Origin of the sequence: Nocardia sp. bgisy134, from assembly GCF_965341865.1 — a bacterium.
Classification (GTDB): Bacteria; Actinomycetota; Actinomycetes; order Mycobacteriales; family Mycobacteriaceae; genus Nocardia.
In genome coordinates this window covers 79,083-95,149 of sequence record NZ_CBDQZP010000023.1, presented here as the reverse complement: position 1 = coordinate 95,149, position 16,067 = coordinate 79,083, and the positions used below count along the sequence as shown (strand labels likewise).

Sequence of the window (16,067 nt, the reverse complement as noted above, 5' to 3'; positions counted from 1 at the left end):
CCGAGTGGCGCACGCCCCCATCGTCTTTCGATACGCAGAGGCACAGAGCTATGAACCCAACGAACACCGGCGCGGTGGTGCCCGCCGCGACACTGGCCGCGCGGCCGGACGCGGCGCCGGAGCACATCGCGCGATTCGGGGCCAAGGCCGCGAATCTCGGTCGCTTGCTGGCGGCCGGTTATCGGGTGCCGCCGTTCGCGGTGGTCACCACCGAGGCGTGCGCGGAGATCCTCGCGCCCACCGCCGACGGCATCGCCGACCTGCTCGGCACCCTCGACCACACCGACCCCGCGTCGTTGCGGTCGGTGTCGGCGGCCGTCCGCGGCCTGATCCTCGGCGTTTCCCTGCCCGACCAGGTCGCGGCCGAACTCGACGCGGCGATCGCCGAATGGTCCGACGGCCCGGTGCGGCTGGCGGTCCGCTCGTCCGTGAGCGGGGAAGACTCCGCGACGGATTCGTTCGCGGGTCAGTTGGATACGGTCCTCAATGTGGCGCCGTCCGACGTGCCGCGCGCCATTCTGGAGGTGCTCGCGTCGGCCTATTCGGAGCGTTCGCTGTTCTACCGAGCGCATCGCGGCCTGGACAACGGCGGCGTCGACTGCGCGGTGCTGGTGCAGGTGCTCGTCGACAGCGCCGTCTCCGGCGTGGTCTTCAGCTGCAATCCGCAGACCGGCGATCCGGCCGAATCGGTGGTGTCGGCGGCGCTCGGTCTCGGTGAGGGCGTCGTGGCGGGCACGGTGGAATGCGATACGTATTTCGTCGACAACGCCTCGGGCGCGGTCGTTTCCCGCACCGTCGTCGACAAGCGGAGCCGCGTCGTCGCCGACTCGGGTTCCGGCACCGCGGTAGCGGAGATCGCGGGCGGCAGTGCGGAGCCCGCGCTCACCGATGAACGGATCGTCGAACTCGCGCGCACCGCAGGCGCGCTCGCCGAAGCCTTCGGCGGACCCCAGGACGTCGAATGGGCCTACGACGCGGACGGCACGCTGTTCTTGTTGCAGGCCCGCCCGGTCACCGCGACGGGGGCGCGCGAAACGATCTTCGACAACGTCAATGTCGCGGAGTCCTATCCGGGATTGTCCAGCCCGCTGACCTTTTCGATCCTGCGCGCCGCTTACGAGCAGGTCTTCCGTGCCTGCCACCGGGATTTCGGCGCGACGGGCGCGATCGTGGACCGCAATGCGGCGAGCTTGTACCCGTACCTGGTCGGCACCGCGCACGGACGGATCTACTACAACATCAGCAATTGGTACCGGCTGTTCCTCCAGATTCCCGGCATGGAGTTCGCGATCGAGGGCTGGGAGGCCGCCCTCAACATCGAGAACCGCTACCAGCGTCCGGCCGCGCCGAAACGCGGGGTGGCGCGGCTGCGGATGTACGCGCTGCGGGTGCGGGTCTTCGCGATTATCGCCTCGGGCTGGGTGCGGTTGCCGCAGCGGTTGCGAGCCTTCTTCACCGAGCTGGCCGCCTTCACCGCCGACCTCGACCGGCGTCTGTCCCCCGACACGCCTGAGCGGGAACGCGATCCGGAGGCGCTGCTGCAGTGGATGGAGCGCTGCCTGCACGAACTCGTGCCCGCGTACTCGGTGCAGATCTTCAACGACTTCCTGGCCCAGCAGCTGTTCCACGTCGTGGGGCTGCTGCTCGAGGGCCAGGGGCTGGAGCCGACCGAGGCGATCACCCTGCGCAACGAATTGTTCTGTGGTGAGGAAGGTGTCGACAGCGTCGACCCGGTGCGCTCGGCATTGGCGCTGACGGCGACGATTCGCGACGACGCGGCACTGCGCGCGCTGTTCGAGGGTCCGTTGGACGCGCACGCGGTGTGGAAGACGTTGGAGCAGCGCGAGTTCGCCGCGTTCCGTGCGGCATACCTGCGCCATATCGCCCTGTTCGGCGATCGCACGGTCGACGAGCTCAAGCTCGAAACCGACCCGCTCGGCGAACATCCCGAGCGCCTGGTGCCCATGCTGCGCAACTACCTGCGCGGCGGGCAGAACATCGACGAAATGGCAGCGCGGGAAAAGGCCATTCGTCGCGAGGCCGAGGCCACCGCGGCCACGCTGTTCCGCGACAGCTTCCCGCGACGCGTCGCCTTCCGTCTCGCGCTGAGCCGCGCCCGCGAGCACGTGAAGCAGCGCGAGAACATGCGCTTGGGCCGCAGCCGTTCGTTCGGCCTGGTCAAGCGGGTGTTCCGGGAGTTCGGCAAGCAGATGCACGGCGCGGGCCTGCTGAACGACCCGCGCGACATCTTCTGGCTCACCTACGAGGAGATCGCGGCGTTGACCCGCGGCACCGCCGTCGACACCGACGCGGCCCGCATCGTCGCCACCCGTAAGGCCGATCACGAGCGCTGGCGCGCCGTCGAACTGCCCACCCGGATCGTCACCACCGGCATCGCCGCGGCGACCATCGACGACCCGGCGTTCGACACCCCGAATCCGGCAGTGGACGCAACGGCGCAGACCGTGCTGCGCGGCATCGGTTGCGCGCCAGGGCGTGTCGAGGCGCCGGCGCTGGTGCTCGGCACGCCGGATCCCGAGGTGGAGATCGACGGGCAGATCCTGGTCGCCTCGACGACCGACCCGGGCTGGGTCTTCCTCATGGTCGCCGCGGGCGGACTGGTGAGCGAGAAGGGCAGCGTGCTCTCGCACACCGCCATCATCGGCCGCGAACTCGGCATCCCCACCGTCGTCGGCGTTCCCGGCGTCACCCGCTTGGTCGCCACCGGCGATCGCGTGGTGCTCGACGGGCGCGCGGGCACCGCAACCATCGTGCACGAGGACAAAGAATGACGACAGCATCACGTAGTGATTCCGTGAGGGGTGGCGGCCGGGCGACGGGTGGGCCGGCATCGCATACGGATTCCGTCAGGACCGACGACCACGCGACGGGTCGAGTGCGGAGCGAATCCGCCGGTCACGGCGAGAATTTCAGTCTCGAACACTATCTCGATCCCGCGGCGCACACCTTCGAACAGCGCTTCGAGGAATTCCGGCCGTACGTCACGAATGCCAGGGGCAGCGGCTTCGTGCTGCGCGAGATCACCGGTCCGGCCGGTCCGGTCGTCCAGGTGCGCGATCCCGACGGCGGCGAGACCCGCGAGCTGATCATGCTCGGCTCCAACAACTATCTCGGGCTCGGCAGCGAACCGGAGATCATCGAGGCCGCGATCGCGGCGACCAGGGAGTTCGGCGTCGGACATGGCGGGCCGCCGTTGCTCAACGGCACCACCTCGCTGCACCGGCGACTCGAGGAGCGCCTCGCCGAGACCAAAGGCTGTGAGTCGGCGATGGTGTTCTCCTCCGGCTACGCGGCGAACGTCGGCTGGGTGACCGGCCTGCTGCGCAACGGCGACACCCTGCTCTACGACGAGCAAAGCCACGCCAGCCTCTACGACGGCATCCAGCTCGGCCGGGTCAGGTCGATGGCGTTCCAGCACAACGATCTGCGGCACCTGCGGCATCGCCTGATGCAGATTCGGTGGCGGAATCCCGGCGCGAACATCGTGGTCGCGGTCGAGGGCGTCTACTCGATGGACGGCGATATCGCACCGCTGCCGGAGATCCGCGCGCTGTGCGATTCGTTCGGCGCCTGGCTGGCCATCGACGACGCGCACGGCACCGGCGTGCTCGGCGCGCGCGGCCACGGCACCGCCGAGCATTTCGGTCTGGGCGACGGCTCGGTGGAGCTGTACATGGGCACCTTCTCGAAGGTGTTCGCGACCACCGGCGGCTTCGTGGCCGGATCCAAAGACCTCGTCGACACGCTGCGTTTCTTCGCTCGCTCCTACATGTTCTCCGCTTCGCTGTCGCCCGCGGTGGTCGCGGCGGTGCTCGCGTCGATCGACTTCATCGACGCCCACCCCGCGCGAGTTCGCCAGTTGCACGACAACACGGCCTATTTCGCGCGGGAACTGCGCCGGATGGGTTTCGCGGTGGATCCGCAGACCGCCATCATCCCGATCCTGGTGCCGCAACGGCTGGCCGTCGCGGAGGTGGTGGCCGCGCTGCATCGCGCGGGCGTCTTCGTCAACGGCGTCGAATTCCCCGCGGTGCCACGGGAACAGCAGCGCTTGCGGGTGTCGATGATGGCCACGCTGACCCGCGACCAGCTCGACTTCGCGCTCGAACAGATCTCGACCGTCGCCAGGAGCTTCGGATTCCATCCAGAACAGGAGGGTGCGGTATGACCGGAACCCAGATCGCCGCGGGCGGTTCCGCGGTCGAACGGCTGCTGGTGCACGCGTCGCTGGCGGCGCCCACCGTGGACGAACGCGCCGAGACGGCGAAGCTGGCCCACGACGTCACCGACTGGGCCGAATTCTTCGCGCTGGCCGAGCTCAACGCGACGGTGCCGCTGGTGCAGCGCAGGCTGGAGGCCGAGGAACTCTACGATCTCGTGCCCGACTCCGTCCGTACGGACTTCGCCGCCGTCACCGACCGCATCGGCGCCGTCAACGACCGGCGCTTGGCCGGGGCGCTGGAGTTGTTGCGCCGCTTCGACGAACGCGGCGTGCGGTGCGTGGTGCTCAAGGGGATGCTCTTCTCGACCGAGATCTACCACGACCCGCGCTACAAGCGGATGAACGATCTGGACATCCTCATCGAGCTCGATCAGGTCGAAACAGCCATCGAGATCTACCGGGAGCTGGGCCTTTTCGCCACCTCGGAATTGCTCGGCAAAGCGCCGAAGGTGCGGGCCGAGCGGTCGCACCACCTGCCCTCGTTCGTCTCGCGCGACGGCGCGCTGGTCGTCGGCACCCACTGGGGACTGATCACCCCGCTGACCCCGTACACCATCGACTACGGCGCGATCTGGGATCGGGTGCGCCGCATCGACTTCTACGGCGTGCCCGCGTGGGCCATGGCGCACGAGGACAATCTGCACCACCTGGGCGTGCACCTGCCGTACTACAAGACCGGGGTGCGCGAACTCGGCGACATCTGGAACCTCGCCCGCCACGCCACCGATCTCGACTACGACCTGCTCGCGGGTGAGATCGCGAAGGCGGGTACCGAAAACCTGATGTACCACGCCCTTTCGCTGGCCGACCGCCTGGTGCCGAACCCGTCGTTCGCCGCCCTGATCGACCGGGTGCGGCCGAGGATCAATCGCTTCACCCGCTACGACACCGCCCGCAAGACCGCCGACATCCACGCGCTGCTGCGCAGCCGGTCCACGCACACCTCGCGGATCGAGAAGGCCTACACCGAGTTCAACATGACCGCGCTGGCCGACGAGAAGCGCGCCAGCTTCGGCCGGTTGTGGTCGGACCTGCTGCTGGTGCCCGCCGCGGAGGCGGCGCGGATGAGCTCGCTGCGGGAACCGACGGCGCTCTCGGCGCTCGGCGCCCGCGTCGCCGCGCCCTATCGGTTGACCCGGGTCTTCCAGCGCGATCTCGGCCGCTGGCTGTTCCCCGCGGCGCTGGCCAAGACGGTCTTCGACCTGGGTGCGGCCTACGGCGTGGACCTGGTGCAGCGCGCGGGCGTGCGGGCGATCGCCGCCAGGCCCGGGATCGACGAGTTCGCCGCGGGGCTGGGGTTGACCCGCGACGACCTGCAAGCCGTGCTGGACAGTCAGGAATGACGGCGGCGCATCGCACCGTGTTGTGGGATCTGGACGGCACGCTGGTCGGTCTGCGCAAGCGCAGTTTCCGGACGCTGATGCCGTTGACGGCGGCGTTGGCCTTCCGCGACCTGACGCCGCCGCACCGGTTCCTGCGCGTGCTCTCCGGCGTCCTGCCGGAGGTGCGCCGCAACGAAACCGACCGCACCAACACCGAATTCATGGTCGGCTTGCTCGCCGATCGCTTGGATATCGCACCGGAGCTGGTGGGTAAGCGGTTGCAGCGGCTGGCCGATCGCGATTTCGTCCGGCTGCGCCGCTGCTTCCCGGCATTACCGGAGGCGGTGTCGACCGTGCGCGAGTTGCGCGCGGCGGGCGTGACGCAGGTCGTCGCGACCAACCCGCTGTGGCCGTCGAGCACCGCAATCAGCCGATTGCGGTGGGGCGGGCACGATCCCGGCGTCTTCACGTTCATCACCAGCGGCGAGACCATGCGACGGTCGAAGCCGCGGGTCGAGTTCTATCACGAACTGCTCGATCGGCTCGGTCTCGCGGCGGCGGACTGCGTGATGATCGGCAACGACGCCGCCAACGACGCGCCCGCCGCCCGCGCGGGCATCCCGGTCTTCCTGCTCGGCGCCACGGAATCCGCTGTGCCGCCGGAGTGTGCGCGGACCGGTCTGGTCACCACGGGAGAGTGGACCCGGCTGCGCGAGTGGCTGGGCATCGAGGAGAAGTCATGCTCGTCATCTTGAATCCGCAGTCGAACGCGGGGACCGCCCTGCAACGCTGGCAGCCGGTGGAGCGCGCGCTACGGGAGCGGCATCCCGGCATGACGGTCGAACTGCCCGCCGATGCCGACCAGGCCGTGAAACTGGTGCGCGCCCAGATCGAAACACCGGACGCGGGCGCGCCCGAGGTGATCGTGGCGGCGGGCGGCGACGGCATGGTCAATCTGGTGCTCAACGCGATCATGGATCCGGAGACCGATCGGCCGCGCCGCGGCGCGGAGCACATCGCGCTCGGCGCCATCGGGCTGGGCAGCTCCAACGACTTCCACAAGCCGCTGCGCCCGGAGTCGACGAGCGCGGGCGTCGCGGTCCGGGTCGACGCGGCGGGCGCGGAGACCGTCGACGTCGGCAAGGCGACGATGCTCCTGCCCGACGGCACTCGCGTGGTGCGCTACTTCTTGCTCAACGCGAGCATGGGACTCGTTGCGGCGGGCAATGATTCGTTCAATCACGCGACCGGCGCGCTGGCCTGGCTCAAGTCACGGAACGTGGAGGCCGCCATCGTCGCCACCGCGCTGCGCAATATCGCCACCCACCGGCCCCTGCGGCTCGAGGTGCGCGGCACCGACTGGGTGCACACGGCGCCGATCACCAATATCGGGGTGCTCAAGAGCGTGCACTTCGCGGGCGGGATGTACTACGACACTCCGGTGACTCGCACCGACGGCAGGTTCGATGTGAACATCTGGGCCGCGTCCGGACGGCTGCGCATCCTCGGCCTGATCGCCGGGCTGTACCGCGGCGCGTTCGCGGGCTCGCCGCTGGCGGTCTGCCACCGCGACACCACCGTCGAACTGCGCCCCGAACGGCCCGCCCCGCTGGAGTTGGACGGCGAGATCATGCTGGTCGAATCCGCGCGCCTCGAGGTGCTGCCCCGGGTGCTGAAGGTGTGTGCGGCGTGACCGGAGTCGTCCTGATCACCGGCGCGGCCAACGGTATGGGCGCGGCGACCACGGAGCATCTGACGCGGGCGGGCTACACCGTCGAGGGCTGCGACCTCGTCCCGGGACCGGCGCACGCGACGGTGGACGTTCGCGACACCGAGGCAGTGCGGGCCTGGGTGAAGGAGATGGCCGCGCGGCACGGTCGCATCGACGCCGTGGTCACCTTCGCCGCGTACGGCGTCGTCGGCTCGGTCGAGGAGACCGACCCGGACGAAGCCGCCGCGCTGTTCGACGCCAACGTCCTCGGCACCCACCGCGTGCTGCGCGCGGTCCTGCCGATCATGCGCGCGCAGGGCGGCGGCCGGGCGATCGTGGTCAGCTCCGGCGCGGGCGCGATCGCCGAACCGTACGGCGGCTGGTACTCCGCGACCAAGGCCGCGGTGGAACGGATCGGCGAGGCCATGCGGATGGAGGCGGCCGGATTCGGCATCACGGTGTCCGTACTGGCGCCGGGATGGACGGTGACGCCGATCATCGAATCGGCCGTGCGCGTCGCGGACCCGCTGCCGGAATACGACGCCGATCGGCGGGCGGTGCTCGAGCGCGTCAGCGGATACCTGGCCGACGGCCAACCGGCCGCCGCGGTCGCCAGGAAGGTGCAGACCATTCTCGAGGCATCGCGGCCGCGCCAGACCTATCTCTGCGGCAACGACGTCCGGCTGTCCTTCTGGACCCGGCGGCTGGTCCCGGCCCGGGTGTACGAGCGGCTGGTCCGCGACTACTACGGACTGTGACGCCGCCTTCTCGATCACCGCGCCGAGCGGGCCGCTGGGACGCGGCCCGCTCTAGGCAGCGCCGGTGCCACATGGGAACATCGCGTAGGTGACCAGCAAACCCGCCACGGACCTGCGCGACCTCGCGCGATTGCGACGCGTCCGCGACCGGATCGACCGCGAGTACGCGCAGCCGCTGGACGTCGAGGCGCTCGCCCGCGACGCGCACATGTCGGCGGGCCACCTCAGTCGCCAGTTCCGGCTCGCCTACGGCGAATCGCCGTACTCCTATCTGATGACACGACGCATCGAGCGCGCCATGGCGCTGCTTCGGCGCGGCGACCTCAGCGTCACCGAGGTCTGTTTCGCGGTCGGCTGCTCGTCGCTCGGCACCTTCAGCACGCGCTTCACCGAGTTGGTCGGTGTGCCGCCCAGCGTCTATCGGCGCGAGGCGGCACAGTCGACGGAGGGGATCCCGTCGTGCGTGGCGAAACAGGTCACCAGACCGGTCAGGAATCGAGAAGCACCGGCCACCGGGACGCAATTAGCCTGATCAGCATGGACATCACCATTCACTCGAGCTTCCTTCCGCAGAACGACCCCGACGCCGCCCTGGCGTTCTACCGCGACGCCCTCGGTTTCGAGGTCCGCAAGGACGTCGGATACAACGGGATGCGCTGGATCACGGTCGGCCCCGTCGACCAGCCCGGCACGTCCGTCGTCCTGTACCCGCCCGCCGCCTCCCCCGGCATCACCGAGGACGAGCGCCGCGCCATCGAAGAGATGATGGCCAAGGGCACCTACGCCAGCATCCTTCTGGCCTCCAAAGACGTCGACGGCACTTTCGAGCGGCTGCAGGCCACCGACGCCGAGGTCGTCCAGGAGCCCACCGACCAGCCGTACGGTGTTCGCGACTGCGCCTTCCGCGACCCCGCGGGCAACATGGTCCGCATCCAGCAGGTGGGCTGATCCTTCCGGAGATCCAGGCCCTGAGCTGCCCGAACGGCAACGTGAAGTAGTCCGCGCCCGCCGATGGTCGCCACCGCCCGCGGCGACCATCGGCGAGTGCCGCGCCGCGCTTCCGACGCGACCGGGCGCACTGAACGAAACCGAACCGACGCCGGAACTGCTTGGATCGAGCACAGCCCGGTCGACGCAGACAGCGACACAGCCCCGCGCATCAGAGGGAGAAACGATGACCACGGCCACGAGGAAGAACGCCAGAAAGGCCACGGCGAAGGGCGCATCGCCCGCGCTGCCCGCCGCCGACAGCCACGATCTGATCCGCGTGCACGGCGCGCGCGTGAACAACCTCAGGGACGTCAGCATCGAGCTCCCGAAGCGCAGGCTCACGGTGTTCACCGGCATCTCCGGCTCCGGCAAGAGCTCGCTGGTGTTCGGCACGATCGCCGCGGAGTCGCAGCGGCTGATCAACGAGACCTACAGCGCCTTCGTGCAGGGCTTCATGCCGACGTTGGCGCGGCCCGAGGTCGACGTCCTCGAGGGGCTGACCACCGCGATCTCCGTCGACCAGCAGCGGATGGGCGGCGACCCACGCTCTACCGTCGGCACCGCCACCGACGCCAACGCGATGCTGCGCATCCTGTTCAGCAGGCTCGGGGATCCGCACATCGGCCCGCCCAGCGCGTTCGCCTTCAATGTCCCCTCGGTCCGGGCCAGCGGTGGCCTCACGGTCGACCGCGGCGAGGGCAAGACCAAGACCGAGAAGGTCACCTTCACCCGCACCGGCGGCATGTGCACGCGCTGCGAAGGCCGGGGCACGGTCTCCGACATCGACCTCACCCAGCTCTACGACGACTCCAAGTCGCTCGCGGAGGGCGCGTTCACCATCCCGGGCTGGAAGTCCGACAGCTTCTGGACGGTGCGGGTCTACGCCGAGTCGGGCTTCGTCGACCCCGACAAGCCGATCCGCAAGTACACCAAGAAGGAGATGCGCGACTTCCTCTACAAGGAACCGGTCAAGGTGAAGGTCGACGGCGTCAACCTCACCTACGAGGGGCTGATCCCCAAAGTGCAGAAGTCCTTCCTGTCCAAGGACCCCGAATCGATGCAGCCGCACATCCGGGCGTTCGTGGAGCGAGCGGTCACCTTCGCCGTCTGCCCCGAATGCGACGGCACCCGGCTCGCCGAGGGAGCACGCGCCTCGAAGATCGCGGGCATCAATATCGCCGACGCGTGCGCGATGGAGATCCGCGATCTCGCCGAGTGGGTTCGCGGCCTGGACGAGCCGTCGGTCGCGCCGCTGCTCGAAGCGCTCGGGCACACCCTCGACTCGTTCGTGGAGATCGGGCTCGGCTACCTCTCGCTGAACCGTCCCGCGGGCACGCTGTCGGGCGGAGAAGCGCAGCGCGTCAAGATGATTCGGCACCTCGGCTCGTCGCTCACCGACGTCACCTACGTCTTCGACGAGCCGACCATCGGCCTGCATCCGCACGACATCCAGCGGATGAACAACCTGCTGCTGCGGCTGCGGGACAAGGGCAACACCGTGCTCGTCGTCGAGCACAAGCCGGAGGCGATCGCGATCGCCGACCACGTGGTCGATCTCGGCCCCGGCGCCGGTTCGGCGGGCGGCACCATCTGCTACGAGGGCACCCTCGAGGGACTGCGGTCCAGCGACACCGTCACCGGCCGCCATCTCGACGACCGGGCGTCGCTCAAGCAGGAGGTGCGCGAGCACACCGGCACGCTGGCCATCCGCGGCGCCACCGCGAACAATCTGCGGGACGTCGACGTCGACATCCCGCTCGGCGTGCTGGTCGTCGTCACCGGCGTCGCCGGTTCCGGCAAGAGCTCGCTGATCCACGGATCCATCCCCGCGTCCGAGGGCGTGATGTCGGTCGATCAGGCGCCGATCCGCGGCTCGCGGCGCAGCAATCCGGCGACCTACACCGGGCTGCTCGAACCGATCCGCAAGGCGTTCGCCAAGGCCAACGGGGTGAAGCCCGCGCTGTTCAGCGCCAATTCCGAAGGGGCGTGTCCCACCTGCAACGGCGCGGGCGTCATCTACACCGATCTGGGCATGATGGCGGGAGTCGAGACTCCCTGCGAGGACTGCGAGGGCAAGCGGTTCCAGCCCGCGGTGCTGGAATACCGCCTCGGCGGCCGCGACATCAGCGAGGTGCTCGCGATGTCGGTGACCGAGGCCGAGGAGTTCTTCGGCTCGGGCGAGGCGCGGATCCCGGCCGCACACGCCATCCTCGACCGGCTCGCCGACGTCGGGCTCGGCTACCTCAGCCTGGGTCAGCCGCTCACCACCCTCTCGGGCGGCGAACGGCAGCGGCTGAAGCTGGCCACCCACATGGCCGACAAGGGCGGCGTCTACGTTCTCGACGAGCCGACCACCGGCCTGCATCTCGCCGACGTCGAGAACCTGCTCGGCCTGCTCGACCGTCTCGTCGACTCCGGCAAGTCGGTCATCGTCATCGAGCACCACCAGGCGGTCATGGCGCACGCCGACTGGATCATCGACCTCGGCCCCGGCGCAGGCCACGACGGCGGCAAGATCGTCTTCGAGGGCACGCCCGCCGACCTCGTCGCCACCCGCTCCACCCTCACCGGCGAACACCTCGCGGACTACGTCGGCGCCTGACCCTCGCGGGTGCGCGCGGTGGAGGCACCGTGCGCACCCGGGTCAGGACTGGGCGGCACAGCCGCCGATCGAATGAGCGCCGCCCCGCCGACAGGTCCGTAACTGAATAGTTGCCGATACCTCATCGAGTCGGTGCTTTTCCGCCTCTGGCGCGGCGCCACGCGAGTTATTCTCCAACCCAGCATGTCGACAGCAATCTCCCAACCACGATCGGGGTGCGCGATGGCGACCGATTTCAAGGGCAAGATCGAGCTGGACATTCGCGACTCCACCCCGGATTGGGGCCCGTTCGCGGCACCGACCGCGCCGGAGGGGGCGCCCAATGTGCTCTACATCGTCTGGGACGACGTCGGCATCGCCACCTGGGACTGCTTCGGCGGCCTGGTCGACATGCCGAACATGACGCGGATCGCCGAGCGCGGCGTGCGGCTGTCGCAGTTCCACACGACCGCGCTCTGTTCGCCGACGCGCGCGTCATTGCTCACCGGACGCAACGCCACCTCCGTCGGCATGGCGACGATCGAGGAATTCACCGACGGCTTCCCGAATTGCAGCGGCCGGATTCCGTTCGAGACCGCACTGCTCTCGGAGGTGCTGGCCGAACGGGGCTGGAACACCTACTGCGTCGGCAAGTGGCACCTGACGCCGCTCGAGGAGTCGAATCTGGCGTCCACCAAACGACATTGGCCGCTGAGCCGGGGCTTCGAACGCTTCTACGGATTCATGGGCGGCGAGACCGACCAGTGGTACCCGGAGCTGGTCTACGACAACCACAGCACCGCGCCGCCCGCGACCCCCGAGGACGGCTACCACCTGTCGAAGGACATCGCGGACAAGACCATCGAGTTCATCCGCGACGCCAAGGTCATCGCACCCGACAAGCCGTGGTTCTCCTACGTCTGCCCGGGAGCGGGCCACGCACCCCATCACGTGTTCGCGGAGTGGGCCGACCGCTACGCCGGTCGCTTCGACATGGGCTACGAGGCGTACCGCGACATCGTGCTGGAGAACCAGAAGCGGATGGGCATCGTCCCGGCCGACACCGAAATGTCTCCGGTGAACCCGTATCTCAGCGCCAAAGGCCCCAGCGGCGAACCGTGGCCGCTGCTGGACACCGTGCGCCCGTGGGACTCGCTGAACACGGAGGAGAGGCGGCTGTTCGCCCGAATGGCCGAGGTGTTCGCCGGTTTCCAGAGCTACACCGACGATCAGATCGGACGGATCCTCGACTATCTCGAAGAGTCGGGACAGTTGGACAACACCATCGTCGTGGTGATCTCCGACAACGGCGCGAGCGGCGAAGGCGGACCCAACGGCTCGGTCAACGAGGTGAAGTTCTTCAACGGCTACATCGACACCGTCGAAGAGAGCATGCGGTTCTACGACCAGCTCGGCGGCCCGCAGACCTACAACCACTATCCGATCGGCTGGGCGATGGCGTTCAACACGCCCTACAAGCTCTACAAGCGTTACGCCTCGCACGAGGGCGGCATCGCCGATCCCGCGATCGTCTCCTGGCCCAAGGGAATTCGCGCCCATGGCACGGTGTGCGACACCTACATCAACGTCTGCGACGTGACACCGACCGTCTACGAACTGCTCGGCATTACCCCGCCCGACACCGTCAAGGGCATCCCACAGCAGCCGCTGGAAGGCATGAGTTTTGCGGCGGCACTGACCGATCCGAAGGCCGAGACGGGCAAGGACACGCAGTTCTACACAATGCTCGGCACCAGGGGCATCTGGCATCAGGGCTGGTTCGCCAACACCGTGCACGCCGCGACCCCGTCCGGCTGGAGCCACTTCGACCAGGACCGCTGGGAGCTCTACCACATCGAGCGGGACCGCAGCCAGAACCGCGATCTGGCCGCAGAGAACCCGGAGAAGCTGGAAGAACTGAAGGCGCTCTGGTTCTCCGAGGCCGCGAAGTACAACGGGCTGCCGCTGGCCGATCTCAACATCATGGAGATGTTGGGGCGATGGCGTCCCTACCTGGTGGTGGACCGGACGAATTTCACGTACTACCCGGACACCGCCGAGGTCGGCATCGGGGCGGGTGTCGAGATGCGCGGCCAGTCCTATTCGGTGCTGGCCGAAGTCGCCATCCACTCCCCTTCGGCCGAGGGCGTGCTGTTCAAGCAGGGTGCGGGCCACGGCGGTCACGTCCTGTTCGTCCAGGACGGCCGGTTGCACTACATCTACAACTTCATGGGCGAAGACGAGCAGCGGGTGTCCGCGCCTGATCCGGTGCCGCTGGGCAGCCACGTCTTCGGCGTCCGTTACGAGCGCAACGGCACCGTCGACGGCAGCCACACGCCGCTCGGGGAGCTCTCGCTGTTCATCGATGACGCCGTCGTCGCGTCCCGGCCCGAAATGCGCACCCACCCGGGCACCTTCGGACTGGCGGGCGGCGGAATCGCCGTGGGGCGCAACGGCGGGCAGTCGGTATCGAGCGCGTACACGGCGCCGTACCCGTTCACCGGCGGCGCCGTCGCCAAGGTCGTCGTCGATACCTCGGGCACCCCGTACATCGATGTCGAGCGGGAGCTCGCGGCGGCGTTCTCCAGAGACTGACCCGCGTTCCCGGCCGCCCCCGGCCCCGGGGGCGGCCGTCCTGTCGAGCGGCTCGAAAGCTTCCCAACTTTTAGAACATGTTCTACAGTTGCCCACGTCGACTCGTGTCGCCGAAGCTCGGTTGATCATGCCTGGTCGAGGACACAGCCGACGTGGGAGTAGAACGCGTTCATAGGGTGCGCGTGGGCCATGCCGACGGTCTACGAGGAGTGGATTTGCAGTTCAATCTGGCCGATGTCTTCGAGACGGTCGCGGCCGCCGTCCCCGACCGGATCGCGCTGACCTACGAGGGCGAGCACATCACCTACGCTCAGCTCGGCACCGAAGCCGACAAGGTGGCTGCGCTGCTGTCGCGGGCGGGCATCGGCGCGGGGGACCACGTGTCGCTGTTCCTGAAGAACAGCGTCGAGCACGTCACCTCCCTGCTCGGCCTGCTCGAGATTCGCGCCGTGCCGATCAACGTCAACTACCGGTACACACCCGCCGAGCTCGAGTACATCTTCACCAATTCGGACTCCGTCGCCGTGATCGTCGAACTGCCCGAGCACCAGCGGACGCTGGCAGGGCTCCTCGCGGCGTGCCCGTTGCTGCGGACCGTGATCGTGGTCGGCGAGATCGACGGCGAATTGCGCTCCGCCGCGGCCGAGCGCTCGATCGCCGTGGTGCCGTTCGCCGATGCCGAAACCTTATCCCCCGCAGCGGAGTTCGCGCCTCGCACCGGAGACGAGCTGTACGTGCTCTACACGGGTGGCACCACCGGCTATCCGAAGGGCGTGATGTGGCGGCACGACGACTTCTTCCGCAAGCCCCTCTCCGGCGGCAACCCCTACGGTGCCAGTCCCCGCCAGGACCTCGCCGAGATCGCCAGCGCTGCAAAAGAATTCCCGGAGCTGTCCTTCCTGATCGCCGCGCCGCTGATGCACGGTGCCGCGCTGTACTCGCTGTTCACCTTCTTCACCCTCGGCGCCCGTGTCGTCCTGATGCGCGACTTCGATTCGCGGCGCGTCGTCGAAGCGATCGAGCAGGAGAAACTCCAGGTTATCCTCATCGTCGGCGACGGCATGGGGCTGCCGCTGGTCGACGAGATGGAGCGCCGCAAGGGCGAGATCGACTTCGGCTCGCTGTTCTCGATCACCTCGGGCGGCGCGATCTGGTCGGTCGGGGTGCGCGAACGCATGCTCGCGGTCAAGCCGGATCTGCTGCTGCGGGACAACTTCGGGGCCTCGGAATCCGGCAACGACGGCGCCTTCACCGTCGACGAACAAGGCAATCTGCGCATGCCGCCCTCGCCGACAATGCTGCTCGTCGACGAGGACCTCGCCGACATCCCGCCGGGCAGCGACCAGATCGGCTACATCGCCCGCGTCGGCAACGTCCCGCTCGGCTACTACAAGGACGAGGAGAAGTCCGCCCGCACCTTCCGCACCCGCGCCGACGGCACGCGCATGTCCGTACTCGGCGATATGGGTCGCGTCGAGGCCGACGGCACCATCGTGTTTCTCGGACGCGGTTCGCAGTGCATCAACACCGGCGGCGAGAAGGTCTTCGCCGAAGAGGTCGAGGCCGCCCTGCACGCCCACCCGTCGATCGCCGACGCCCTCGTGGTCCCCGTGCCCGACGAGCGCATGGGCCAGAAGGTCGCCGCCGTCATCGCGACCTACCCGGACGCGCCCCCGCTGGAACTGGACGAAGTTCAGCAGCACTGCCGAAAGTCGCTGGCCGGATACAAAATACCGCGCTCGATCGTCGTGGTGGACGAGGTCGAACGCACCCCCGCAGGCAAGGCCGACTATCGGTGGGCAGCTGAGGTCGCGGCCGGATAGGACGATCCGCAGCCGCGTGCCGCTCGAGACAGCACCGGTGGTCG

At 68.5% G+C, this 16,067-nt stretch carries 11 protein-coding genes; all 11 read left to right on the top strand.

Annotation, left to right across the window (positions count from 1 at the left end; genetic code table 11):
• Positions 1 to 50 precede the first annotated feature (50 nt).
• Positions 51 to 2,792: a PEP/pyruvate-binding domain-containing protein gene (locus ACRWNM_RS31580; RefSeq protein ID WP_431971794.1), complete on the top strand. Its 2,742-nt coding sequence runs from the start codon at positions 51 to 53 to the stop codon at positions 2,790 to 2,792.
• A 104-nt stretch (positions 2,793 to 2,896) separates the two neighbouring features.
• Positions 2,897 to 4,189, top strand: coding sequence for an aminotransferase class I/II-fold pyridoxal phosphate-dependent enzyme (locus tag ACRWNM_RS31575; protein ID WP_431971793.1), 1,293 nt, complete (start codon positions 2,897 to 2,899; stop codon positions 4,187 to 4,189).
• Positions 4,186 to 5,586 carry a nucleotidyltransferase domain-containing protein gene (locus ACRWNM_RS31570; RefSeq protein ID WP_431971792.1) on the top strand — a complete coding sequence of 467 codons (1,401 nt, stop codon included), beginning with the start codon at positions 4,186 to 4,188 and terminating at the stop codon, positions 5,584 to 5,586. The genes ACRWNM_RS31575 and ACRWNM_RS31570 overlap by 4 nt, the downstream gene beginning before the upstream one ends.
• Positions 5,583 to 6,320: an HAD family hydrolase gene (locus tag ACRWNM_RS31565; protein ID WP_431971791.1), complete on the top strand. Its 738-nt coding sequence runs from the start codon at positions 5,583 to 5,585 to the stop codon at positions 6,318 to 6,320. Before ACRWNM_RS31570 ends, ACRWNM_RS31565 begins: the two co-directional genes overlap by 4 nt.
• Positions 6,305 to 7,258 (top strand): diacylglycerol/lipid kinase family protein, encoded by a 954-nt coding sequence (locus tag ACRWNM_RS31560; RefSeq protein ID WP_431971790.1) that lies wholly within the window; start codon positions 6,305 to 6,307, stop codon positions 7,256 to 7,258. Before ACRWNM_RS31565 ends, ACRWNM_RS31560 begins: the two co-directional genes overlap by 16 nt.
• Entirely contained in the window at positions 7,255 to 8,034 is a 780-nt protein-coding gene (locus ACRWNM_RS31555) for an SDR family NAD(P)-dependent oxidoreductase (RefSeq protein WP_431971789.1), read from the top strand. The genes ACRWNM_RS31560 and ACRWNM_RS31555 overlap by 4 nt, the downstream gene beginning before the upstream one ends.
• Before the next feature lie 88 nt (positions 8,035 to 8,122).
• Positions 8,123 to 8,566 (top strand): helix-turn-helix transcriptional regulator, encoded by a 444-nt coding sequence (locus ACRWNM_RS31550; protein WP_431971788.1) that lies wholly within the window; start codon positions 8,123 to 8,125, stop codon positions 8,564 to 8,566.
• Positions 8,567 to 8,571: 5 nt separating this feature from the next.
• Entirely contained in the window at positions 8,572 to 8,982 is a 411-nt protein-coding gene (locus ACRWNM_RS31545; RefSeq protein WP_431971787.1) for a VOC family protein, read from the top strand.
• A 226-nt stretch (positions 8,983 to 9,208) separates the two neighbouring features.
• On the top strand, positions 9,209 to 11,626 hold the full coding sequence (locus ACRWNM_RS31540; RefSeq protein ID WP_431971786.1) for an ATP-binding cassette domain-containing protein: 2,418 nt from the start codon (positions 9,209 to 9,211) through the stop codon (positions 11,624 to 11,626).
• A gap of 222 nt (positions 11,627 to 11,848) precedes the next feature.
• The gene (locus ACRWNM_RS31535; RefSeq protein ID WP_431971785.1) at positions 11,849 to 14,200 is read left to right on the top strand and encodes an arylsulfatase; all 2,352 of its coding nucleotides are present in this window, start codon (positions 11,849 to 11,851) and stop codon (positions 14,198 to 14,200) included.
• A gap of 215 nt (positions 14,201 to 14,415) precedes the next feature.
• Positions 14,416 to 16,023 (top strand): AMP-binding protein, encoded by a 1,608-nt coding sequence (locus ACRWNM_RS31530; RefSeq protein ID WP_431971784.1) that lies wholly within the window; start codon positions 14,416 to 14,418, stop codon positions 16,021 to 16,023.
• The last annotated feature ends 44 nt before the right edge of the window (positions 16,024 to 16,067 follow it).

What these genes read in the sequence shown, in the direction of transcription:
- ACRWNM_RS31580 (WP_431971794.1), top strand. Translation starts at nt 51, where the DNA reads ATGAACCCAACGAACACCGGCGCGGTGGTGCCCGCCGCGACACTGGCC.
- ACRWNM_RS31570 (WP_431971792.1), top strand. Translation starts at nt 4,186, where the DNA reads ATGACCGGAACCCAGATCGCCGCGGGCGGTTCCGCGGTCGAACGGCTG.
- ACRWNM_RS31565 (WP_431971791.1), top strand. Translation starts at nt 5,583, where the DNA reads ATGACGGCGGCGCATCGCACCGTGTTGTGGGATCTGGACGGCACGCTG.
- ACRWNM_RS31560 (WP_431971790.1), top strand. Translation starts at nt 6,305, where the DNA reads ATGCTCGTCATCTTGAATCCGCAGTCGAACGCGGGGACCGCCCTGCAA.
- ACRWNM_RS31545 (WP_431971787.1), top strand. Translation starts at nt 8,572, where the DNA reads ATGGACATCACCATTCACTCGAGCTTCCTTCCGCAGAACGACCCCGAC.
- ACRWNM_RS31540 (WP_431971786.1), top strand. Translation starts at nt 9,209, where the DNA reads ATGACCACGGCCACGAGGAAGAACGCCAGAAAGGCCACGGCGAAGGGC.
- ACRWNM_RS31535 (WP_431971785.1), top strand. Translation starts at nt 11,849, where the DNA reads ATGGCGACCGATTTCAAGGGCAAGATCGAGCTGGACATTCGCGACTCC.